This is a genomic window from Actinomyces israelii DSM 43320 (assembly GCF_000711965.1).
Classification (GTDB): domain Bacteria; phylum Actinomycetota; class Actinomycetes; order Actinomycetales; family Actinomycetaceae; genus Actinomyces; species Actinomyces israelii.
Map to the genome: position 1 here is coordinate 1 of NZ_JONS01000027.1, position 21,261 is coordinate 21,261.

Genomic DNA, 21,261 nt, shown 5'->3' on the forward strand with positions numbered 1-21,261 from the left:
TACCAGGAGGACCTGGAGCGTCAGCGCCTGCTGGTGGTCTTCGAGCTGCACGACACGGTGGTGCGCGACCTGACCCGGGCGGTCATGCTCGCCGACCGGGCCCGGCTCGCCCAGCCGCCGGACGCGCCGCTCGGCCCCGAGCTCGCGGCCATGGCGGGCTCGGTGCGCACCGTCGTCGAGCAGCTGAGGGCCAACCTGCGGGCCATCAGCGGTGCGGCCGGCGTCATAGCCGGCGCGGCTGGAAGGGACAGCGCGGCCGGCGTCATAGCCGGCGCGGCTGGAAGGGACAGCGCGGCCGGCGCCGTAGCCGGCGCGGCTGGAAGGGACAGCGCGGCCGGCGCCGTAGCCGGCGCGGCCGGAAGGGACAGCGCGGCCGGCGACGTGGCCGGGCTCGATGTGCTCGCCTTCTCCGCCCCGCGCCCGCTCGCCGAGGTCGTCGCCGAGGCGCGCGCCGTCCTGGCGGGGCGCGGGATCGCCCTGGAGACCGAGGGCCTGGAGCTGCTGGAGGCCGACGCCGTGCCGCCCGGCGTGCGCCGCCAGCTCGTGCGCGTCCTCGGCGAGCTAGTGAGCAATATGGCCAAGTACGCGGCCTCCGGCAGCGCGCGGATCATTGTCGACAGCGACGGGCGCAGCCTGGAGGCCATGGCCGCCAACGCCGCCCCGCCGCAGAACGGGGCCGACGCCGCGGCGTCCTCTATGCCTGCCGTGTCCTCCGGGCTCGGTCTGGCGGGGGCACGACGGCGGGTGGAGTCGCTCGGCGGCGTCTTCGACGCGACACGCACCGCCGAGCGCTTCACCGTGATCCTGTCCGTGCCCCTGAGCAGGTGAGCTCTTCCGCCCCTCCCCCTCCCCGGTGTCGAGATAGACATTTTCGTACGAGGTAGACGGTGTCACCGCCGATCTCGTACGAAAATGTCTATCTCGACACCGGAGAGCGGCCCAACCTCAGACGTTCAAGGAGGGTTGGTGCTCGTAGGCGGCGGAGTCGGGCGAGCAAACGATCAATCCGCCAACCTGTGCTCCTACCTTTAGAAGGCCATCGTCCCAGGTGAAGAGGAACGGCGCTCGCACGCGTACGGCGGAGGCGAGGATCAGGGCGTCGGCCCCTTTGAGCTGGAACTTCTGTGCAAGCGCTCCGGCCTTCCGTGCCAGGACATCGTCGGCCTCAATGGGCATATATGGCGCGGTGCTGAGCCACTCTCGGGCCTCTCGGCTGCGTTGGCGGCGAAGCCGGCGATCCAGGTGCCGACCCCGAACCTGCGGAGAGGCCAGCACCTCAGCCACAGTCACCACGGACAGGCACGCCTGAAACTCCCCGGCCTCGGCGGCGCGCCATAGCGCGACACTGCGCTCGAACCAGGCGGGGCAGTCAGCACCGCCGCCCGTGAGCATATTGACAATAACGTTGGTGTCGATGACATATCGATCGGAGTCAGCCACGGCGCATCTCTCTGACCCAGTCGACTGAGCTCAGCCCCTCGGTCCAGTCACTGCCGAGAGAGCCGGCCACATCATCAACGGCGAGGCGCTCATCGGCCCCTGGCGACCGGCGGACTTCGAAGCCCTCCATCGTAAGGACGTCCTTGCGCCCATCGGTTCCACGGCTCAGCGGCCCCCAGACGGTGACTCGCCGGTCAACCATGCCGACCACCTGGGGGAGGGCGTCCTCCGAGAACCGGATTGTCATGGGGCGGCCCGTTGCCTCATCGATCAGACCGAGCTCCCGCCTGTCCCGCGCCATGAACCGGTCCACCCTGCCCGTCACGGAGCCGAAAGCGACTCTGGGCGAAGGGGCTCCCCGGCTGCGGCGCGCCTCCTCCGCGAGATGGCGAGTCATGCGGACCTCGGCTTCCCCCGAGACGATACGCGCCCCCGTCGTTCCGGAGCGATCCGCAACCCTCGCCATTGCCACCAGGCCGCTCAAAGCACTCGGCGACCAGGTCTCGGGCGCCCCCGCACCGGCGTCGACCGACTCCATACCCGTAATGATCTCGCGGAAGCGGGCCTCCGTCTCCTCCCGGGACAGGCCAACCGCTGTAGCACCGAAGCAAGCGCTGCCGACCGCGAGGGTGCCGAGAGCCCAGGTGGTGTCCCCGGTTCCCTGAAGGAAGGACGTGAAGGCACTCATCGCCTCGGCTGCGACATCGAGCGGGATCTGGCCGGGGATGCCTTCGACGATGAACGTGATCTCACGCTCTGCCATGAGCGACACCTCCTCCGGACCGCCAGGCCGAACCACGCTGCCGACCGAGTCCATCATGCCCTGTCCAGTACACGATCCGCTAGCAGGCGGGCTCCGCCACCCCGTCGAGATAGACATTTTCGGATGAGGTAGACGGTGTCACCGCCGATCTCGTACGAAAATGTCTATCTCGGCGCCGCCCGCGGACGCGAGCCCGCGCCCTCGGACGGGGCTCAGTGGGCGCCGCCGGTCTCGACGAGGAGCACTCCGGCCATGATGAGCACGATCCCCGCCGCCATGGTCCGAGTCAGCGGTTCACCGAAGAGGATGCGTGAGGCGATCGCCGTGACCGCCACTCCCCCGGCGGACCAGATCCCGTAGGCGACGCCGAGCGGAAAGCCCTCTCGAAGAGTCAGGGTCAGCATCACGAAGGCCATGAGATAGCCCGTCGCCACAACGCCGTACCATCGCAGCCCCTTGGGGCCGGAGGCGAACTTGAGGGACAAGGTCCCGGTGACCTCCGACGCTATGGCGCCCGCAAGATAGATCCAGCTCACGGCGCCTCCTCATCCCGCTCTCGCCGCGGAGCGGCACTCTGCGCCCCGGCCTCCGCCAGAAGAACCCCGGCCATGATGAGCACGATGCCCAGACCGGTCAGGACGGTCATCGACTCGCCGAAGATGAGAGCCGACAGCACGGACGTCAGCGCCACGCCGAGGGCTCCCCAGATCCCGTAGGCGACGCCGAGCGGCATACCCGATCTGAGCGCCAGCGACAGGAGTATGAAGGCCACGGCGTAACCGGCACCGACAATGACGTAGAGTCCCGGATGAGTGAGCGCCGCCCTCAGGGACAGGGTCGCGGACACCTCTGCCGCAACCGCGCTGGCGAGCGCGAGCCACGCGCACGCGCCCCGGGCCCGCTGAGCCAAGACAGATGCGGAGCGCGGACAACCCGCCCGGCGTCCGCCCACCGGATCTGCGCGCCGGAGCGGACTCCCGCCGCGCTCGCCGCTCCGGCAGGGCCGGCGCAGTACGGCCCGTACGCCTCTCGCCGTCATGGACGGCTCTCCGCCCCCGAGAGGCGTCCGCAGACCATGGAGCCGAACGCAAGAGCGGGAATGAGCATGAGCAGGACGTTGGGGCCCCACCAGAGAGGATCGAAGTCGCAGTAGAACGACCAGAAGGAGATCGCCATGAATCCGGCGCAGAAGGTCAGCATGAGCCCAACGGTCAGCACCAGGTCACCGACCCTGCTGCCCCTGCGCGTCAAATGAGCTCCCAGGAAAACGGTGACGGCGGCGCTGATGTCCAACGGGAAGAACGACCAGTTCCACGCCTCAACGACCGGATCGTCGTAATCCTTGAACCGCATCTCCTCAGGAATAAGACCGAGCAGCACGGCTCCCCAGTAGAGCAGGAGCCCCGCGTCGACGAGCACAAGCATCATCTTGAACGTACGATTCATCATCCGCTCTCTCAGGACCGCCGGCCCAGGATGAGGCTCATGGCCTCGCTGCGGGTGGCGGCGTTGCGCATAATGCCGCGCACCGCGCTCGTGACGGTGTTCGCACCGGGCTTGTGCACCCCGCGCATGGACATGCACAGGTGCTCGGCCTCGACGACGACGAGCACGCCCCGGCAGCCCAGGCGCGCGACCATGGCGTCGGCCACCTGCGCCGTCAGCCGCTCCTGGACCTGCGGGCGCCGGCCGTAGCCGTCCACGAGGCGCGCCACCTTGCTCAGGCCCGTCACCCGCCCGTCCTCGCCGGGGATGTAGGCCACGTGCGCGGCCCCGTGGAAGGGCAGCAGGTGGTGCTCGCACACGGAGTACAGGGGGATGTCCCGCACGAGCACCATCTCGGAGTGCCCGACGTCGAAGGCCCGCTCGACGTGCGCCCCGGGGTCCTCGTCGAGACCGGCGAACATCTCGGCGTAGGCCCGGGCCATCCGCTCCGGCGTCTCGCGCAGGCCCTCGCGGTCCGGGTCCTCCCCCACCGCGACCAGCAGGTCGCGCACGGCCCGGCGCACGGCGTCGGCGTCGTAGGTCACGACGCAGGGTCCTCGGAGTCCTCGGGGTCCTCGAAGTCATCGCCGCCCTCGCCGTCAGAGCCCCGGCCCTCGGCGGCCTCGGCGTCGGCGGCCTTGTCCGCCTCATCGTCGTCGGCGGGCTCCCGGCTCTCCGCAGCGTCCCCCTCGGCAGAGGCCGGGTCCTCGCGGTCGAGGCTCCGGGTCCCGTCGTCCCTGCCGTCCGCGCCGTCGTCGGAACCCGTGCCCTCGCCCTTCCTGCCGCGCCGGGAGAAGGACTCGGCGGCCGCGGGGAAGTCGGCGGCGGAGACGGACTCCTCCACCACGAGGGTGTCGTCGGCCCGCCACAGCGGGCGCTCGGGCTGCTTGATGACCGAGGCGAAGATGCGCTCCAGGTCCTTCTCCAGGAGAGTCTCCTTCTCCAGCAGCTGGCTGGCGAGGTCCTCCAGGACGGAGCGGTTGCGGGACAGGATCTGCCAGGCCTCGCGGTGGGCGGCGTCCATGAGGGCGCGCACCTCCGCGTCGACGGTCGCGGCGACGTCCTCGGAGAAGTCGCGGTTGGTGGCGGACAGCCCCAGGACCGTCTCGTTCTCGGTGGTGCCGAGCTTGACGGCGCCGACCGTGCGGGTCATGCCGTAGTCGGTGACCATCTTTCGGGCGGTGCCGGTGGCCTTCTCGATGTCGTTGGAGGCGCCGGTGGTGGGGTCGCGGAAGACGAGCTCCTCGGCGGCCCGCCCGCCCATGGCGTAGACGAGCTGGTCGAGCAGCTCGTTGCGGGTCGTGGAGTACTTGTCGTCGCTGGGCATGACCATGGTGTAGCCCAGGGCCTTGCCGCGCGGCAGAATGGTGACCTTGGTGACCGGGTCCGAGTAGGCGCCGGCCGCCGCGCACAGGGCGTGGCCGGCCTCGTGGTAGGCGGTGACGGCCTTCTCGTGGTCGTTCATGACGCGGGTGCGCTTCTGGGGTCCGGCAATGACGCGGTCGATGGCCTCGTCCAGGGCGCGGTTGTCGATGAGCTGGGCGTTGGAGCGGGCGGTGAGCAGGGCCGCCTCGTTGAGGACGTTGGCCAGGTCCGCCCCGGTGAAGCCGGGGGTGCGCTTGGCGACCTGGTCGAGGTCGACGTCGCGGGTCATGGGCTTGCCCTTGGCGTGCACGCGCAGGATGGCGGCGCGGCCGGCCATGTCGGGGGCCTCCACGCTGACCTGCCGGTCGAAGCGGCCGGGGCGCAGCAGGGCGGGGTCCAGGACGTCGGGGCGGTTGGTGGCGGCGATGAGAATAACGTTCGTCGTCGCGTCGAAGCCGTCCATCTCGACCAGCAGCTGGTTGAGGGTCTGCTCGCGCTCGTCGTGGCCCCCGCCCATGCCGGAGCCGCGGTGGCGGCCGACGGCGTCGATCTCATCGACGAAGATGATGGCGGGAGCGTTCTCCTTGGCCTGCTCGAACAGGTCGCGTACGCGCGAGGCGCCCACGCCCACGAACATCTCGACGAACTCCGAGCCGGACATGGAGAAGAAGGGCACGCCCGCCTCGCCGGCCACGGCCCGGGCCAGCAGGGTCTTGCCGGTTCCGGGAGGGCCGTAGAGCAGGACACCCTTGGGGATCTTGGCGCCCACGGCCTGGAACTTCTCCGGCTCGGAGAGGAACTCGCGGATCTCCTCGAGCTCCTCGACGGCCTCGTCCTCGCCGGCGACGTCGTCGAAGGTGACGTCGGGCATCTCCTTCTGCCCGACCTTCGCCTTGGAGCGCCCGAAGCCCATGGCCCCGCCGCGACCGCCGCTCATGCGGCCGACCAGCCACCACATGACGCCCAGGAAGAGCGCCATGGGAAGCATGAGCTGGAGCATGGAGGACCACCAGCTCGCCGTCGGGACCACGGAGTTGAAGCCGCCGGAGGGGGCGGCCGCCTGGACCAGCTCATCGACCTGCGTGGCCTGGGCCTCGGTGTAGTTGAACTGCACCTTCTTGCCCACAGGCTTGCCGGTCTCGCCGGGCTCGGAGGGGACCGTGGTGTAGCCCTCGGTCAGGTCGAGCTCGACGCGCTGGTTGCCGTCGACCACCGTGACGGACTTGACGGTGGTCGGGTTGTCCCTGAGGATCGCCAGCCCCTCGGAGGTGTCGATGGCACGGTAGCCGCCCAGCCCCGACAGCAGCGCCCAGATCAGCAGCGCGATCAGGATGACGGGGGCCACCCACAGCAGGGGGTTGCCGAGCGTGCTACGACGCTTCTTGTCCCCCTGCTTGGAGCCGCCCTTGTCGGCCTTCTTCTTCTCGGGCCGGCTGCTCGGGCGGATCTTTCCGGCCTGACCGGGTACTTTCATCGACGTTGGTCCCTTTCGCGCGTCTGACCCCCCGACGTTAGCCGACATGGGCGGCCCCCTGCCGCGAGGATGGTCACCGTTCGCGACCGGCGTGCAGGTGCGGGATCCGGGTCAGATGTCGAAGTGCTCGCCGGGGCGACGGCGCAGCCTCAGCAGCACCCCGGCCCCCAGCAGGGCGGCCGCGACCAGGACGACCATCCCCCCGGCTCCGGTGGAGGCCAGCAGGCCGTCGCGGCGGCGCGGCGGGTCCGCCACGATAATGTCGTCCTTCGGCTCGGTGGACGGGGTCTCCCCCGGAACGGCGTCCTCCACCGCGATGGTCGCGTCCTTCGGGCTCGGGGCCGACTCGGGCGTGGCGGGGGCCGCGGCCTGGGGGGTCGGGTCCGCGACGGCCGGCTCGGACGCCTGGGGGATGCTGGGCTCGGCCGCCCCGGTGGAGGGCGTCGCGGACTGGCTCGGCGCCGGTGCGCCCTGCAGGGCGGGGCGAGCGACCAGCGAGAGGTCCTGCTTGAGAGAGTCCGGCAGCGCCTCGACGACGACGCCGGCCCCGGAGTCCCCCCAGGAGTGGGCGATCATGCCGTCGCCCAGGTAGATCGCGGTGTGGTAGACGTTCGCGAAGTAGTCGCCGGTGGTTCCCGCGCCGCCCGGGGACTGCCTGGAGAAGAAGAGGATGTCGCCGCGCTGGTAGTCGTCGGCCGTGTTGAGCCACAGGTCGCCGTTGACGTAGAACCAGCGCGCGAGCTCGTTGGCCTTGGCGAGGTCGGAGCCGGAGGTCTGGCCGAAGTCCACCCAGGTGCCCACGCGCGTGTTCTCCTCGGCGACGTAGGTGGTGTGCGAGTAGTCCCAGCCCATGAGGGTCATGCCCACGAAGGAGGCGTCCGAGATCGGGTAGGGGGCGCTCTGGCCGGCGTGGACGACCCCGCTGCTGGTCAGCGGGGAGGGGCGCGCGTCGTCCCGCACGAGGCTGGTGCCCGCATCGGCAAAGCTCTGCGCCCGGGCGATCTCGTCCTCGACGGAGGCCGCGTCGGGCTGCGTGGAGGGGTGCTCGGGGAAACCGCTCGGGACGGCCCACTGGCCGTCGGCGGTGGGCACCGCGATGTTGCCGAGGATGCCGGAGACGTTGGAGTCCCGCACGGAGTAGGTCATCCCGGCCCCGTCGTCGGGGTCGAGGTGGCCGTCCGTGGTCACCGTCTGCGCGAGCCCGGAGGCGGCCATGAGATCACGGACGGTGGCGACCTCAGAAGCGCCGGTGGGGCTGGCGACCACTGGCTGCACCACGGCGACGTCGACCTCCTGAGCCGCGGCCGGAGCGCCGAGCGTCAGCACCAGAGCCAGGGCTGTCAGCCCAGCGGCGACGGGAACATGACGAGTGATCACAGCTTCTTCTCTTTGACACAAGGACGACGGGCACCAGGACCGGCGCCTGCCGCACGTGCGGGACGTGGGGGGTCTGCACGCAAGGCTAGTCTACCGCAGATCACGAAACGATAACGCGCGAACTGGGCAGATCGGGCCCGGCGCTCTCTTGGGGGGCTTCAGTAATCGGGTGCTCGGAAGAGCGACTGCTCCTCGACCCGGCTGCGCCACAGCATGAGCAGGCCGAGGGCCAGGAGGGTGAGCGCCGCCAGGATGAGGGCCGCACCCGCACCGGTGAAGGCCAGCAGGCCGCCGATGGTGCGGGTGGGCGAGTCCTTGGCGGCGACGACGTCGGAGGTAGCCGACGCCGTGTGTTCAACATCATCGCCCTCCGCATAGGGCTCATCGGGGTCATCCGGGTAGGAGTCGAAGGTCCCGCCGGAGGCGGAGGATGTGCCGCTGAACGACGGCGTCGGGCTGAGAGGCATGGGGGAGGGCGACTCGGGGGCGACCGATCCTGCCGAGGTCGGCGCGGGGGTCTGCCCCGGAGGTGACGGCTCAACTGAGGGCGTTGCCGGAACCTCGTCCGACGGCAGCTCCGCCGTCGGCGTCGGCTCGGGCTGGGGCGACGCCGGAGGCTCGGGCTCATCCGGGACGTCGGGGCTCGGCGGCTCCTGGGGAAGCGTCGAGCTGTCGGAGTTCGAGCCGCCGTCCGCGTTCGACGGGGCGATCTCGGCCACGAAGCAGGAGGTGGAGATCGCCGGGTCGTTCCCGACGGCGGTTCGTGCGGAGCCGGCGGCCCGCGCCGGCTCTGAGGTGGTCCCGGCGGGCTCGGCGGTGCGGACATCTTCTGCGGCGACGACTCGCGCGGGTGCGGCCACGAGCGCGAGGGCAACAAGCACCGCAGCGAGGGAAGCGTAATGACGAATCATAAGGCCTCTCCTTTGCGGTCGCGGTTGTTCCAGACAGTGGCGGGAAGGTCTGGGGGCGGGAGCGCGGCAGCCCTATACCACACCCGGAGGGCGCCGTACGGGAGCCACATGCCATAACTACCCTACCTGACGTTGCGAGAAGATCACAGTGCAGTTGACCTCAGGATGTGCCGGCCGGACGGGCGCCGGGGCAGGCGGCTTGCCCCTCCACCGCCTCCTTTCGCCGAGATCGGTCGTATTCCGCGTCGAGATCGGTTCTAAACATCAGGAATCTCATAGGCCCCTTTAGTCGCACCAGCCCCGTCACGGAGTACGGGCCGTCTCAGCACACTGTGGCCGATCGCAGCCCAGCCCCGGAACCGGGTGTCCGTCCCGGCCCGTCCTGTTACGAAAGTCGTGTGAGCATCGGTCGGTGCCGACGCCGCGTGCGGCCGGGCCACGGTGACACCCCATGGGTGGTTGAGAGCATGCTCGACGGCACCCGGGGTCGCGGCAGGCGACAGAGCCCGGGGGCCGATGGGTCCTCCGCGGCGGGATCTCTTGCCACGCAAATGGCCCCGCCCCCGTATTCCTGACCCGACGCGGTCTGCGCGTAGCCGCTGTGATCGGCGTCGAGGACCTGGAGCGCCTCACCGAGGCCACCGAGGACCTGGCGGCATCGAGGCGACCAAGGCGGCGCGCTCGGGCCGCAGGCGCCAGGAGCGGAGCAGGACCACGACAATGCGGCCCACGAGCAAGGGCCGGGGCTCCTCCACGAGGTTCAGAGACGGCCTGGGGCCTTCCTGCCCTCCCCGTTCAGAGGCGAGCTCCCGCAGATGATCCCGGCGTTCCAAACCATCCGAGTCCCTGCCCCATCGGCGCCCTCAGCGGGTCCTCGACCTCCCCGAAGGCCTTTAACCCCGCCCGCCGCACGACTTGTCCGTCTCCAGACCCTGCAGGCCGCCCGAGCGCGAGCGCCTCGACAAGGTCCTGATCACCCGGGACGACACCCGCTGCGAGCCGGTCGCGCTCGGCACGCCCCGCCGCGACGGCCACGGCCGGCTGTCGGGCCGCCGCATCATGGCCCGCACCGGCGAGCCGCGCGCGTCCGGGGCGACCGGCAGCGCCGCAACCGCCGTCTTCTCCCGCCTCATGGCGCTGGCCCACTACGCCAATGTCGGCTCGCACGCCGCCTTCGGCATGGGCGTGATCGACGTCGTGCCCGACGACGGCGCGTAGCGGCCCCGCCGGCGCGTCCCGCGGGCTCAGGAGCCGGCGACGGCCGGCTGGCCCTCGCTCGGCTGGACGACGACGAAGCCCGGGCCGTGGAAGCCCAGCTGGAAGGACTCCCCCGAGCCGCGGCCGATGAGGGAGCCCATCTTGAAGGTGCTCTTGACCTGCGGCTGGAGGTTCGCGGACCAGCAGATCGCGGCCTGCGGGTCGACGAAGGTGGGCTGCTGGGAGCAGTCGAGGAGCATCGGCGGGCCGTCGGAGGAGATGGCCACCATGCCCTGCCCCTGGACGAGGAGGTTGAACAGGCCGCCCGCGAGCAGGCCGGCGTTGCCGATCATGCGGATGTCGTAGCCGAGGTTCGCGTCGAAGGCGAGCAGGGAGCGCGTGTTGATGGTGATGGCGTCGCCCTCGAGCTGGAGGAGGAAGACGTTCTGCGCGGCGCGGGCGAAGAAGACCTCGCCCTGGCCTGTCACGCGCATGAGGTTGCCTCCCTCCCCGGTCACGGCCTTCTTGAGCATACCGCTCAGGTTCTTCGACCCCTGGTAGGAGAAGTCCATGGTGCCCTGGTAGGCGACCATGGAGCCCTGGGCGGCGAGGACCTCCGGGCCGAGGACGACGCGGAGCATCTTGTTGGACTGGAGCGTCCAGCGCTGGTTGGTCTCCTGCTCGCGGTGGGTCTGGTCGAATATGGGGCTGCGCATGGGACTCTCCAGTTCAAAAGCGGTGTAGGTCTGCCGCGCCCCAGGCTATCGGGCTGAGGGCGGACGTGTCTCGGGGAGTAGTTCCCACCAGAGCCCGTCGCGGCCGGGCCTGTCGCAGCGGGGCCCGGCCGGCGCTGCACGGCCCCCAGGTCGCCGAGATCGGTCGAGTTCCGCGTCGAGATCGGTTCCGGCGAGTTCGCACTGTCCGTCGCCGGCCCGAAGACGACCGGGCGGCTGCCAAACGGGCCGGATGCGGGCCGACCTGTCACAATCCGGGGCAAACGCGTCTCGGCGCGCCGGCGCCCCGGAGCGAGACCGCGTGACTCCAAGGATCGCCCCAAGGTCCTAAGTGCGGCTCCGACCCGTTTGCCCCGAACCGTGACGCTCGCGTCCGACACGCCGCACGCCTCCAGGTGCAGACAGGCGCCCAAGCACCCGGCGATCGACCTCTCGCGGCGCAGACACAGATCGCCCGCCAACGGGCCGCGCCCTCAAGGAAGCTCAGAGGCAGAATACTGCCAGACCCCAACATGCGGATGGGCCAGATACAGCCCAGCATGTCTTAAGAGACCTACAGGTGCACGGCATTTCCTAGCCCTTGAGTCTGGAACCGGGGCCATGCCGACGGTTCCGGGACCCGGAGTGCCGCCGACCAGCCCCGTTCCCCTTCCAGCAAACAGCCTCCAACGGCGTTTTTGCCGAAAAGCGAAGTCGGAACAGGACCTGCACCCCCACCGTTCGCGTTCGACCATGTCGGCTGCCGCCCGACACACGGCGCAGTAGCCCCGGTTGTCCGTCAGAATGACATTAGAGCCTCGGGGCGACGCATGACGCGAAACGATCCGCACAATCTTGCGGATCTCTAAGCCCCGACCCGAATCGCGGACGTCCAATGTCATTCTGACGGACATCCAGTCCGCATCGGAAGCTCCGAACCGAGGACCAGACTCAACGCGCGCCCCAACAAACACGCAGCCCTCACCTCGCCGCCGCGGCGGATCTCCCATGGCTCGCCTCTGACAGCTCCGACACGAATCGACCTGGGCCCTGTTGTGGAAGTCGTTGGGGCCGGGGATCGGTGCCGGCGGCGTGTGCGGCGGTCCGGCCGGAGGAGGGGGCTGCACGTGGAAGAGGAGGAGACTGCCGGGGCGAGTGCGAGTCCTCCTCATGATTCCGCGGTTTTCGAGCGTCTGTCAAGACTGGGTGACGTGCTCCCACGTGCGCGTAGGGGGTCTGCGCACATGGGAGCACATCAACTCATCTTGGCGATCCCCGAAGATCGGCAGAGTCTCAGCGAAACACTGCACCCGCTGCGCGAAGGCCCCCGCTCCCATGTGCAACCCCGCCCGCGCACCCTCCCGGTCGGCCCCGACCGCGGCCACAGCCACCAGTACGCCCGGCCCCGCCCCTCCGCACGAACCGATCTCGACGCGGAACTGGACCGATCTCGAGCCGGAATACGACCGATCTCGACGGAGAGAGAAAAGAGGAGCGGCGCAGCGGCAGCGCACCGGCCGGCGACCTGCTCAGCCCCGTGCGCCTCCTCAGCCCCCGTACACCTCGGGGCGCAGCGTCCCGATAAAGGACAGGTTGCGGTAGTGCTCGTCATAATCCAGCCCGTATCCCACGACGAACTCGGTGGGAATATCGAAGCCGACGTACTTCACGTCCACCTCGACCTTGGCGGCCTCCGGCTTGCGCAGAAGCGTCGCGATCTCGACGCTGGCAGCCCCCCGGCTCGACAGGTTCCCCACCAGCCACGACAGCGTCAGCCCGGAGTCAATAATGTCCTCCACAATGAGCACGTGGCGGCCGGTCAAATCGGTACCGAGGTCCTTCAGAATGCGCACGACGCCGCTGGACTTGGTCCCCGACCCGTAGGATGACACGGCCATCCAGTCCATGGCCGCGCTGCGGTGCAGCCGCCGCGACAGATCCGCCATCACGTAGACCGCCCCCTTGAGCACGCCCACCAGCAGCAGGTCGCGCCCCTCGTAATCGGCGTCGATCTGCGCGGCCATCTCATCGAGGCGCTGGGCGATCTGCTCTTCGGTAATAAGGACCTGCGCGAGGTCGGATCCCATGTCCGCAGCGTCCATGTGCGCTCCTCTCATATGTGCACGAACGTTTGCCGGCACGGTCAAGCCTGCCACAGCGACAGGCCCCACCGCCCCGGTCGGGTCACAGTCCGAAACGCTCGATCCACTGGTCGGGTCGAGCGATCTCATCGGGCAGCGGCAGGTTATCCGGCGCATTCCACACCGTGTTGAGCCCAGCATGCCCCACTCGTGCGACAACCGCGCGCACAAACGCCGCGCCATCGGCGTACTGGGCCTCCTTGGCCTCCACGCCGATCATGTGGTGCAGCAGCGAGCCCGAGCTCGGGCCAGGCCCGACGCCGCCGGTGGCGCGACGCCTGCGGGCCAGCACGGCGCGCAGCCGATGGACCGATGGCATGCGGTTGGGGTCGACGGCGTCGAGAACCGCCTCGGCGTGCCCCTCCAGGAGCGTCAGGAGCGCGGCCAGGCGCGCCAGGCTCTCCCGCTCGGGCGCTTTCAGAAGGCTGTTGAGCAGGAGCGCGACCGGCTCCGGCGAGCGCCCGTCCGCGCTCCGCGCAAGCGCGACGGCCTGGGCGAGCCGGGCGTACAGGTCCGGGCCTCCGGCACCCGCGCTGCGGACGGCGGCAACGAGCCCGCCGACGACGGCGCGCAGCTGATCCGCCAGGTAGCTCGCCAGCCATGGCGCGGTACTCAGCTGGATCAGGTGGGTCGCCTCGTGAAGGGTGATCCAGGCGGGCAGGTCGATGACGTCGAGCTCGAGGCGCTGCCGGATCTCCAGGACATTGGGAGCCACGAGGAGCAGGCGCGCGCCGGGCTGCCGGCGGGCGCCGACGGCGGAGGCGGTGCGGGCCCGCAGACGGGCGCCGGGCCGGGCCGCGGCGCCAGTGCCCGCGCAGCTCCCGTCGTCGTCGCCCCTGTCGAGCGGGGGCAGGACCTGGCCGAGGAGCCGGGTGGACAGGCAGCCCAGGGCGGCGCCGACCTCGGCGGTGGCGAGCGTGCGCGCGCCGCGGCCGGCGTTGGGCGCAGGCACCCCGCCCATGAGCCCGCGCAGCCAGGCCGCCGACGCCGTCATGAGGCCAGCGCGGTCCACCACCAGGATCTCGGCGGTCTCGGCCGCGCACCGGGCGGCGTCGGTCATGCCGGTAATGCGACCGGCCCAGGGCAGGGCGCCCGCAATGCTGCGGCGCAGCAGGGCGACGGTCGCGCGGCGGGTGGAGGTCGGCACGCGCGGGCCCGCGGGAACGACGACGCGCGACAGGCGCACGGCGGCGTCCCAGTCGACGAGGTCGGCGGCGGTCGGCGCGAAGACGGTGCTCGGACTCACGCCCCCATTGTCCCCGGGCCGCCGCGCGAGCCGCGCCGGCCACGCCCTACCCGTGGCAGCCGCAGTCGGCCAGCGGAGTCACGAAGTCGTTGTCGATGGCCGTGCGCGCCGAGGTCAGGCCGCCGTCCTCGAAGCCGTCGATGATGACCGCGAAGGCCAGCTGCCGCCCCTCCCTGGTCACGACCGTGCCCGTCAAAGAGGCGACGGTGTTGTGAGAACCGGTCTTGGCCCGCACAGTCCCCGCGCCTCCGACGCCCACGAACCGCTCCTCCAGCGTCCCGTCCAACGCGCCCACGGGCAGGTCGGTGAGCAGCGTCCGGCCGGTGGTGCCGCCGTCGTCGCCCGCGGCTCGGGCGACGATCTGCGCGAGCAGCCGGCTGGGGACCTTGTCGCCCAGGGCCAGGCCCGAGCAGTCGACGAGGGTGACGCCCGTGGTGTCGAAGCCGTCGGCGCTCAGCTGGGACAGCACGGCCTCGGTGGCGCCCTCGAAGCCGGCCTCCTGCTTCGCGCCGACGGCGACCAGGCGCCCCTCGACCTCGGTCATGGTGTTGTCGGAGGCCTTCAGGGACACCGACAGCACATCGGCCAGGGGCGCGGACTCGACGGAAGCGAGCTCGGTGGCGTCGGAGGGGGCGGCGCCCCGCGTGACGTCGCCCGTCACGGTGATGCCTGCGGCAGTCAGCTGGCCGGAGAAGGCCTTCGCGGCCTCCATGGCGGGGTCGGTCGGGTAGTCACCGGTGTGGGAGTGCGCGGTCACGTCCAGCATGATCGGCTGGATCGGGGCGACCCACGCCTGGTTGCCGTCCTCCCAGCCGCTGTTCCAGGTGGGGCCGGCGAACAGGGTGTCGTCCAGGGCGACGCTGACGCTGGTGACACCCTTGGCCTGCAGGACCTCGGCGGCGGAGCGGGCGAGGTCCCCCAGGCCCGCGCGCCCCACGGTGGCGTCCGGGTTCCCGGCGTCGGCCGCCATCAGCACGTCCCCGCCGCCGACCAGGGTGACGGTGCTGCCCGACACGACAGCCTTGGTGGTCAGGGTGTGCTCGGGCCCGAGCGAGGACAGCGCCGCCCAGGCGGTGAGGATCTTGTTGGAGGAGGCCGGCGTCATGCCGGTGCCTCCGTTGACGTCGAGCAGGGTCTCGCCGGTGGCGACGTCGATGACGGTGACGGCGGTGGTGGCCTTGCCGACCATGGGGTCCGAGGCCAGGGTGGTGGCCATGGAGCTCAGGGCCGCGGTCGCGGGCACCGGCGCGTCGGCGTCGAGTCCCGACGGCGCACCCGGCTCCTCGTCCGGAGGCGACAGCATCGGGTAGGGCTCCGGGCGGTAGGATGTCGAGGCCGCGCTCAGTGGACCCGGGACGAGGTCGAGGGAGTCGGCGAGCCCGTAGTAGGCGCTCGCGACGGCGAGTGTGGCGACAGTGAGCGCCGCGATCTGAGCCTTGCGCACATCTCCTCCAATGGGTCGGCCCGCGGGTTGGACGGCCCAGCGGGAGCAGTCGGGACCCCGCCGTGGGGAACCGGCCGTAGGATGTCCCGCAGGAGTGCCGTCGTAGGCCACACTAGTGCCATTGGGACGGCTGAAGCCGACTATGACGGACAACTGATGGCAATTACCAGTAAGAGGAGGGACCCGTGGAGTTCGACGTCACGATCGAGATCCCCAAGGGCAACCGCAACAAGTACGAGGTGGATCACGCCACGGGCCGCATCATGCTGGACCGCATGCTGTTCACCTCGACGCGCTACCCGGACGACTACGGCTTCGTCGAGGGCACGCTGGGTGAGGACGGGGATCCGCTCGACGCGCTCGTGCTCCTGGAGGAGCCGACCTTCCCCGGCTGCCTCATCCGCTGCCGCGCCCTGGGCATGTTCCGCATGCGCGACGAGAAGGGCGGCGACGACAAGGTCCTGTGCGTGCCGTCGGCCGACCAGCGCGCCTCCTGGCGCACCGACATCGAGGACGTCTCTGAGTTCCACCGCCTGGAGATCCAGCACTTCTTCGAGGTCTACAAGGACCTCGAGCCCGGCAAGAGCGTCGAGGGCGCCCACTGGGTCGGCCGCGAGGAGGCCGAGGAGGAGATCCGCCGCTCCTACGAGCGCGAGGCCGAGCGGGTCGCCCGCGAGAGCAGCTGAGAGCCGCTGACCGGAGACGCCGTCGCCCCCTGCCTCGGCGGAGGCCAGGGGGCGACGGCGCCGCGGTGGCGGTGGGCGCGCGGCGGCCCGTCAGGGGCGCACGGCGTAGGGCATGATCTCGGAGTAGCGCATCTCGGTGATCCGGACGGGAACGCCGAAGGTCGGTGCCTCGATCATCTGGTCGTCGCCCAGGTAGATGGCGACGTGGTAGATGCCCTCCTGGGTGCCGTCCTCCGACCAGAAGACGAGGTCGCCGGGCTGGGCGTCGGCCAGGTCGACCTGCAGCCCTTCTCCGTACTGCACGCGCGAGGAGTGCGTCAGGGAGATCCCCGCGGCCTGGTAGGCGAGCATCGTCAGGCCGGAGCAGTCCACGCCGTCGTAGGACTCGCCGGCCCACACGTAGGGCACGCCGAGGTAGTCCTTGGCCGTGGCGATGGCGGTCTCGGCGCCCGCACCGTAGACGTGCTCGGGCTCCGGCGACGGCTCGGGCTCCGGCGACGGCTCCTCGGTCGGCTCCGGGGTGGGCTCGGCGGCCTCGGTCGGCTCCGGGGTGGGCTCGGCGGCCTCGGTCGGCTCCGGGGTGGGCTCGGCGCTCGGGGTGGGCTCGGGCGTGGGCTCGGCGGCCTCGGTCGGCTCCGGGGTGGGCTCGGCGCTCGGAGTCGGCTCGGGCGTGGGCTCGGCGGCCTCGGTCGGCTCCGGGGTGGGCTCGGTACTCGGAGTCGGCTCCGGGGTGGGTGGCGCCGTCGGGGTGGGCTCGGCGCTCGGAGCCGGCGAGGGGGTCTCCGTCGGCTTCGGGCTCACAGGATCAGGGTCCTTGGGGGCCGACGACGCAGCCGGGGCTCCCACCGCGGCCCTTGCGGCGGCCTCCTCACGAGCCTTGCGATCGGCCTCGGCCTGCTCCTGGCGCTGGTTCTCGTCCTCATAGCTCGTGTGACGCTGCTCCGCCAGCTCAGTGATGAGCTCGGACCGCCTGGTCTCGGTGTCGGTGACCGCGGTCTGGGCGTTCGTCGCAGCAGTGGTCGCGTCGTTCTTGGCGTCCTCGGCCTTCGTGGCCGCGGTCTGCTTGTCGGCGACCCTCTGCTCGGCCAGGGCCTGCGTGGTGTCCGCCTCGATCTGGCAGGCCTCGACGTGCCGCACCCGGGCATCGGTGCTGGTCCCGATGCTCTCCAGGACCATGGAGATGTCTGTGGCGTCCCCCAGCGACTGGCCCGTCAGGAACGGGGCCAGGGCGTCGAGGGGGCCGGTGTTGCCCTGCTCGTAGGTCTCGGCGACGACGGCGCCCAGGTCAAGACGCGCTGCGTCGACGTCCGCGGCGGCGGCATCGGCGTTCGCCTGCGCCGTCTCGGCGTCCGAGGTGGCGGTCTGAAGGTCGTTGACCGCGACGAGGTAGTCCTCGGTGGCGATCTGGGCGTCCCGCCGAGCCGTCTCAAGATCGACGTTGAGCTGGCTGAGCTGAGCCTCGATATCGGCGACCGACGTGGTGGCGTCAGCCGGCTCGGACTGGGCGGCGGGCGCCACACCGTCGGCGAGCGCGGCGGGGCTCGCCGACGGCATAAGCGCCACGGTGAGGGTGAGGGCGGCCAGGGCCGTGCCGAAGCGCTCACCGGTCAGCCCAGTGAGGCGCACGGCACCGCGCGGCCGCCGCGTGCGATGGGTCAGGCTCACAAGTTCTCCGTCATGTCGCGGCACGCCCTCCTGACGGACGCGCTCTCTCAACGGACACAATAATCGCATACGCCCCAATGCAAAACAAGAACAACACAAATCACAGTAGTCACATGAGCCTCGTCCCGGCGTCGCGGCCCCGCAGCCGCCCTCTCGCCGTCGTCGTGACATCCACCACACGGATCCGGCGCGCGGACGGCGGAGCGCTGAGGCCAGCCGCTCCCGCTACCGTGAACCCCGCACCCGGCCCAAGCGAAGGAGCGTCACATGCCCACCGGCACCACCCCTCCCACCGCCGCCAGCCCGGACGGCTGGCGCTTCGAGACCAAGCAGGTCCAGGCCGGACACACCCCCGACGCCGTCACGGGGGCGCGGGCCATCCCGATCTACCAGTCGACCTCCTTCGTCTTCCCCGACGCCGCCGAGGCAGCAGACCGCTTCGCCCTGCGCTCGCTGGGCCCGATCTACACGCGCCTGGACAACCCCACCAACCAGATTGTCGCCGCCCGCATCGCGGCGCTCGAGGGCGGAGTGGGCGCGCACCTGGTCGCCTCCGGCATGAGTGCGGAGACCCTGACCTTCCTCACGCTCGGCGGCGCGGGCAGCTCCATCGTCGCCTCGCCGTCGCTGTACGGCGGCACCATCAACCTGCTGACCCACACCCTGCCCGGTCTCGGCATCACTACGCGCTTCGTGGACGACCCGGCCGATCCGGCCGCGTGGGCCGCGGCGGCCGACGGGACCACCATCTGCTTCTTCGGCGAGTCGATCCCCAACCCCAAGGGCGACATCCTCGACATCGAGCCCATCGCCGCGGCCGCGCACGCCCTGGGCGTCCCGCTGGTCGTCGACAATACCATGGCCTCCCCCTACCTGACCCGGCCCATCGAGTGGGGCGCCGACATCGTGGTGGAGTCGGCCACGAAGTTCCTGGGCGGGCACGGCTCGTCGGTGGCCGGCGTCGTCGTGGACTCGGGAAACTTCGACTACGCGGCCCAGCCCGAGCGCTTCCCCGACTTCAACACCCCCGACCCCTCCTACAACGGGATCGTCTACGCCCGCGACCTGGGCGAGGGCGGGGCGATGGGGGCCAACATGGCCTTCATCCTCAGGGCCCACACCAGAGGGCAGCGCGACCTCGGCTTCGCCGCGTCTCCGCTCAACGCATTCCTGGTCGCCCAGGGGATCGAGACGCTGTCGCTGCGCATGGAGCGCCACGTCGACAACGCCCTGGCAGCGGCCCGGTGGCTCCAGGGGCGGCCCGAGGTGGCCGAGGTGCGCTACTCCGGCCTGGAGTCCAGCCCGTACTACGAGCTGCACCGCACCTACTGCCCGCGCGGGGCGGGCAGCGTCTTCGCCTTCGACCTGGCCGGCGGGCGCGAGGCGGGAGCGGCCTTCATCGACGCCCTGAGCCTGTTCTCGAACCTCGCCAACATCGGCGACGTCCGCTCGCTGTGCGTCCACCCCGCCACCACGACCCACTCACAGCTCGACGACGACGGCCTGGCCAGGGCGGGCATCAGCGCCGGCACGGTGCGCCTGAGCATCGGCATCGAGCACATCGACGACATTCTCGCCGACCTCGAGCGGGGCCTGGCGGCCGTCGCGCGCTGAGCCTCCGGGCGTCCGCGCCCGCTTGGCCGGGCCCGGACGCCCGCCTCCTCTTCGCCGAGATCGGTCCAGCTCCGCGCCGAGATCGGTTCGCGCAAGACCCGAAGACGGGTTCAGCGAGTCCGCAGGAAAGGAATACCGCAGAATCCGACCCGCCGCCCCTTGGCCGCGCGTTTTCCGGCGACAGGGCAGTAGATGACGTGGAAGAGCGAGATCAGCAGCCACAGGAACAATGCGGTGCCGATGAGCGGGTCCGTGGAGTACTGAATGCCGGAGAGGATATAGAATTGGATGGCCAGCAGGACCACGGTGGCCAGCATGTAGGTCAGCCCCCAGTTGACGGCCTTGAGCGCATTGGTGCGCGCCGGCTCCACGTCCTTCCGCTGCGACAGGCCCATGCCAATCATGACCAGCGAGGCGATGATGGCGCTAATACCGGGAATCATGGTCAGCGCGATCAGTCCCACGTACCAGGGCGTCGAGCCGTTGGGGATCGGCCGCGGAAGCGGCTGTGCCACAGGCGCCCCGGAAGGTCCCGGACAGCAGTATCCCCCGGCCTGGGGGTCGGTGGTTCGGAATGATTCGTCGTCGGGCACAGGACTCCTCTCACATGCCGGCGGTCGCCGGCCAGGGACAACAGGCTGGGACCTGCACATCAGGTCTCAAAAATATATCAGGAGGTCCGCAGGCGTCCACCCTTGTCGGTCGCGCCGGTGCGCCGGCGCACCGGCCGGGCCCGCACCCCGCCCGCTTCTCCAAGCATGCCGTGCCGTCGCGGGCCGTCACGAGCCGGCGACACGGCGCCCCCGACACCGAGCCCCGCCTCGCCGGCCTCGCCGGCACCAGCGCGCCTCCCGCTGCACGATACACAGATTCTAGCGTGCAAGAAATGATACTAAAGAACTGAAGTGTTGTCCGCGTCGGAGGAGCGGGATGGATTCGTCCCGGTTCGCCTCCCGCACCTCGATCACGAACGACGCCGTTTATGGCGAATGCGGTCGTGCAACGGCGGGCGGTCGTGCCGTATGCTTCAGCACTATTCGCGGATCACGGTGGCTCCGCAGACGAGTCCGATCCGCAAGAAAGTGACACGATGAACGCACGAGCAGTGGCCTGAACGAGCCGGTGGTCGATGCCTCGCACAATGGGGGCGCTGACGGCGGTGAGGTGCGCGACGGGTCTCGCGGCCTGCGCGAGCGGAGGGGACTCCGCCAGCTCTCCCGCAGCCTCCACGACGTTGCCGTCGGGATCCTCTACCTCTACGACGGCGAGTGAGGCGAGCTCGCCGACAGGCTCCGGCGCCACCGAGACCGCCACCGCGTCCGCGCCCGAGGCGACGCCGACGGGCTCCGGCCTGCACGGCATCATTGTGGCGACCGTGCCGGCCCTCAGCCTTCATGCGAATTTCCTCAGCGTCCAGGCAATACATCCGGGCAGTGGATCCGTCACAGTCTCGCGCCGCTTCACTCCGCCAGACGATTCCTTCGAGCTTGACAATTGGTATGCTGTAGGCAATGGCTACGGACTGCGCAGCATCCGCAGACTATTTTCTCGCAACTACGACAAGGTTGCCGCCCGCAAGTCGAGCGAGGGAGGTTCGGGAAACCTCGACAAAACAGTAGGATACATTGATGAATCCGGGACGTCTCACGACACGACAGCCTTGGCACCGGCACCGGGAGACTTCGAGCCCGGCACCGACTACGTGCCAGAACTCGTCCCCGACGACAGCCTCCATTTCGC

Annotated in this window: 20 protein-coding genes and 1 pseudogene; 6 read left to right on the plus strand and 15 right to left on the minus strand. The window is 70.4% G+C overall.

Annotated features, from left to right (window positions below; all coding sequences use genetic code 11):
- Positions 1-828, plus strand: a pseudogene (locus O145_RS18640) (ATP-binding protein); the annotation flags it as partial.
- Between the two features lie 117 nt (positions 829-945).
- Here O145_RS18640 and O145_RS17370 read toward each other — a convergent pair.
- The 9 genes from O145_RS17370 to O145_RS10135 form a co-directional block, all read right to left on the minus strand.
- Complete coding sequence (locus O145_RS17370; protein ID WP_156966710.1) at positions 946-1,440, minus strand: type II toxin-antitoxin system VapC family toxin; 495 nt, start codon at positions 1,438-1,440, stop codon at positions 946-948.
- Complete coding sequence (locus O145_RS10100; RefSeq protein WP_043562619.1) at positions 1,433-2,260, minus strand: hypothetical protein; 828 nt, start codon at positions 2,258-2,260, stop codon at positions 1,433-1,435. Before O145_RS10100 ends, O145_RS17370 begins: the two co-directional genes overlap by 8 nt.
- Before the next feature lie 155 nt (positions 2,261-2,415).
- Positions 2,416-2,739, minus strand: coding sequence for a DMT family transporter (locus O145_RS10105; protein ID WP_043562620.1), 324 nt, complete (start codon positions 2,737-2,739; stop codon positions 2,416-2,418).
- Positions 2,736-3,050, minus strand: a complete 315-nt coding sequence (locus O145_RS10110) for a DMT family transporter (protein WP_411265955.1) — start codon at positions 3,048-3,050, stop codon at positions 2,736-2,738. Before O145_RS10110 ends, O145_RS10105 begins: the two co-directional genes overlap by 4 nt.
- 188 nt (positions 3,051-3,238) lie before the next feature.
- Positions 3,239-3,649 (minus strand): DUF5360 family protein, encoded by a 411-nt coding sequence (locus O145_RS10115; protein ID WP_043562679.1) that lies wholly within the window; start codon positions 3,647-3,649, stop codon positions 3,239-3,241.
- A gap of 11 nt (positions 3,650-3,660) precedes the next feature.
- The gene (gene folE, locus O145_RS10120; protein ID WP_043562626.1) at positions 3,661-4,233 is read right to left on the minus strand and encodes a GTP cyclohydrolase I FolE; all 573 of its coding nucleotides are present in this window, start codon (positions 4,231-4,233) and stop codon (positions 3,661-3,663) included.
- A complete protein-coding gene (gene ftsH / locus O145_RS10125) occupies positions 4,230-6,527 on the minus strand; it encodes an ATP-dependent zinc metalloprotease FtsH (RefSeq protein ID WP_043562628.1) in 2,298 nt (765 codons plus the stop codon). Before ftsH ends, folE begins: the two co-directional genes overlap by 4 nt.
- Before the next feature lie 111 nt (positions 6,528-6,638).
- Entirely contained in the window at positions 6,639-7,904 is a 1,266-nt protein-coding gene (locus tag O145_RS10130; RefSeq protein WP_043562629.1) for a C40 family peptidase, read from the minus strand.
- 158 nt (positions 7,905-8,062) lie between these two features.
- Positions 8,063-8,815 (minus strand): hypothetical protein, encoded by a 753-nt coding sequence (locus O145_RS10135; RefSeq protein ID WP_043562631.1) that lies wholly within the window; start codon positions 8,813-8,815, stop codon positions 8,063-8,065.
- 601 nt (positions 8,816-9,416) lie between these two features.
- Here O145_RS10135 and O145_RS19750 point away from each other — a divergent pair.
- Both O145_RS19750 and cas6 read left to right on the plus strand, forming a co-directional pair.
- A complete protein-coding gene (locus O145_RS19750) occupies positions 9,417-9,788 on the plus strand; it encodes a hypothetical protein (protein WP_411265956.1) in 372 nt (123 codons plus the stop codon).
- Positions 9,731-10,033, plus strand: coding sequence for a CRISPR system precrRNA processing endoribonuclease RAMP protein Cas6 (cas6, locus tag O145_RS10140; RefSeq protein ID WP_052374975.1), 303 nt, complete (start codon positions 9,731-9,733; stop codon positions 10,031-10,033). The genes O145_RS19750 and cas6 overlap by 58 nt, the downstream gene beginning before the upstream one ends.
- A 26-nt stretch (positions 10,034-10,059) precedes the next feature.
- On the opposite strand, the gene O145_RS10145 is transcribed toward cas6, so the two are convergent.
- From O145_RS10145 to dacB, 4 genes are all read right to left on the minus strand, one after another.
- Positions 10,060-10,728 (minus strand): AIM24 family protein, encoded by a 669-nt coding sequence (locus O145_RS10145; RefSeq protein WP_043562633.1) that lies wholly within the window; start codon positions 10,726-10,728, stop codon positions 10,060-10,062.
- A 1,544-nt stretch (positions 10,729-12,272) separates the two neighbouring features.
- The gene (hpt, locus tag O145_RS10155) at positions 12,273-12,827 is read right to left on the minus strand and encodes a hypoxanthine phosphoribosyltransferase (RefSeq protein WP_043562637.1); all 555 of its coding nucleotides are present in this window, start codon (positions 12,825-12,827) and stop codon (positions 12,273-12,275) included.
- 82 nt (positions 12,828-12,909) lie between these two features.
- Positions 12,910-14,112, minus strand: a complete 1,203-nt coding sequence (locus O145_RS10160; RefSeq protein WP_043562639.1) for a zinc-dependent metalloprotease — start codon at positions 14,110-14,112, stop codon at positions 12,910-12,912.
- 46 nt (positions 14,113-14,158) lie between these two features.
- Positions 14,159-15,556, minus strand: a complete 1,398-nt coding sequence (gene dacB / locus O145_RS10165) for a D-alanyl-D-alanine carboxypeptidase/D-alanyl-D-alanine endopeptidase (RefSeq protein ID WP_043562641.1) — start codon at positions 15,554-15,556, stop codon at positions 14,159-14,161.
- A 185-nt stretch (positions 15,557-15,741) separates the two neighbouring features.
- Between dacB and O145_RS10170 the strand changes: the two genes are divergently transcribed.
- Entirely contained in the window at positions 15,742-16,242 is a 501-nt protein-coding gene (locus O145_RS10170; protein WP_043562643.1) for an inorganic diphosphatase, read from the plus strand.
- Positions 16,243-16,332: 90 nt separating this feature from the next.
- On the opposite strand, the gene O145_RS10175 is transcribed toward O145_RS10170, so the two are convergent.
- Positions 16,333-17,907 (minus strand): C40 family peptidase, encoded by a 1,575-nt coding sequence (locus O145_RS10175; protein ID WP_043562645.1) that lies wholly within the window; start codon positions 17,905-17,907, stop codon positions 16,333-16,335.
- A gap of 267 nt (positions 17,908-18,174) precedes the next feature.
- Between O145_RS10175 and O145_RS10180 the strand changes: the two genes are divergently transcribed.
- Positions 18,175-19,521 (plus strand): O-acetylhomoserine aminocarboxypropyltransferase/cysteine synthase family protein, encoded by a 1,347-nt coding sequence (locus O145_RS10180; RefSeq protein WP_043562647.1) that lies wholly within the window; start codon positions 18,175-18,177, stop codon positions 19,519-19,521.
- Between the two features lie 110 nt (positions 19,522-19,631).
- Here the strand turns inward: O145_RS10180 and O145_RS10185 are convergent, their stop codons facing one another.
- Complete coding sequence (locus O145_RS10185) at positions 19,632-19,985, minus strand: magnetosome magnetite crystal formation protein family (protein ID WP_169740341.1); 354 nt, start codon at positions 19,983-19,985, stop codon at positions 19,632-19,634.
- 658 nt (positions 19,986-20,643) lie between these two features.
- Between O145_RS10185 and O145_RS18190 the strand changes: the two genes are divergently transcribed.
- The gene (locus O145_RS18190; RefSeq protein ID WP_156966712.1) at positions 20,644-20,793 is read left to right on the plus strand and encodes a hypothetical protein; all 150 of its coding nucleotides are present in this window, start codon (positions 20,644-20,646) and stop codon (positions 20,791-20,793) included.
- Positions 20,794-21,261 lie beyond the last annotated feature (468 nt).

Bases quoted from the DNA above. Each gene is read 5' to 3' on its own strand.
- O145_RS10100 (WP_043562619.1), bottom strand. From the start codon at position 2,260: ATGATGGACTCGGTCGGCAGCGTGGTTCGGCCTGGCGGTCCGGAGGAG.
- O145_RS10115 (WP_043562679.1), bottom strand. From the start codon at position 3,649: ATGAATCGTACGTTCAAGATGATGCTTGTGCTCGTCGACGCGGGGCTC.
- ftsH (WP_043562628.1), bottom strand. From the start codon at position 6,527: ATGAAAGTACCCGGTCAGGCCGGAAAGATCCGCCCGAGCAGCCGGCCC.
- O145_RS10135 (WP_043562631.1), bottom strand. From the start codon at position 8,815: ATGATTCGTCATTACGCTTCCCTCGCTGCGGTGCTTGTTGCCCTCGCG.
- O145_RS10145 (WP_043562633.1), bottom strand. From the start codon at position 10,728: ATGCGCAGCCCCATATTCGACCAGACCCACCGCGAGCAGGAGACCAAC.
- hpt (WP_043562637.1), bottom strand. From the start codon at position 12,827: ATGGACGCTGCGGACATGGGATCCGACCTCGCGCAGGTCCTTATTACC.
- O145_RS10180 (WP_043562647.1), top strand. From the start codon at position 18,175: ATGCCCACCGGCACCACCCCTCCCACCGCCGCCAGCCCGGACGGCTGG.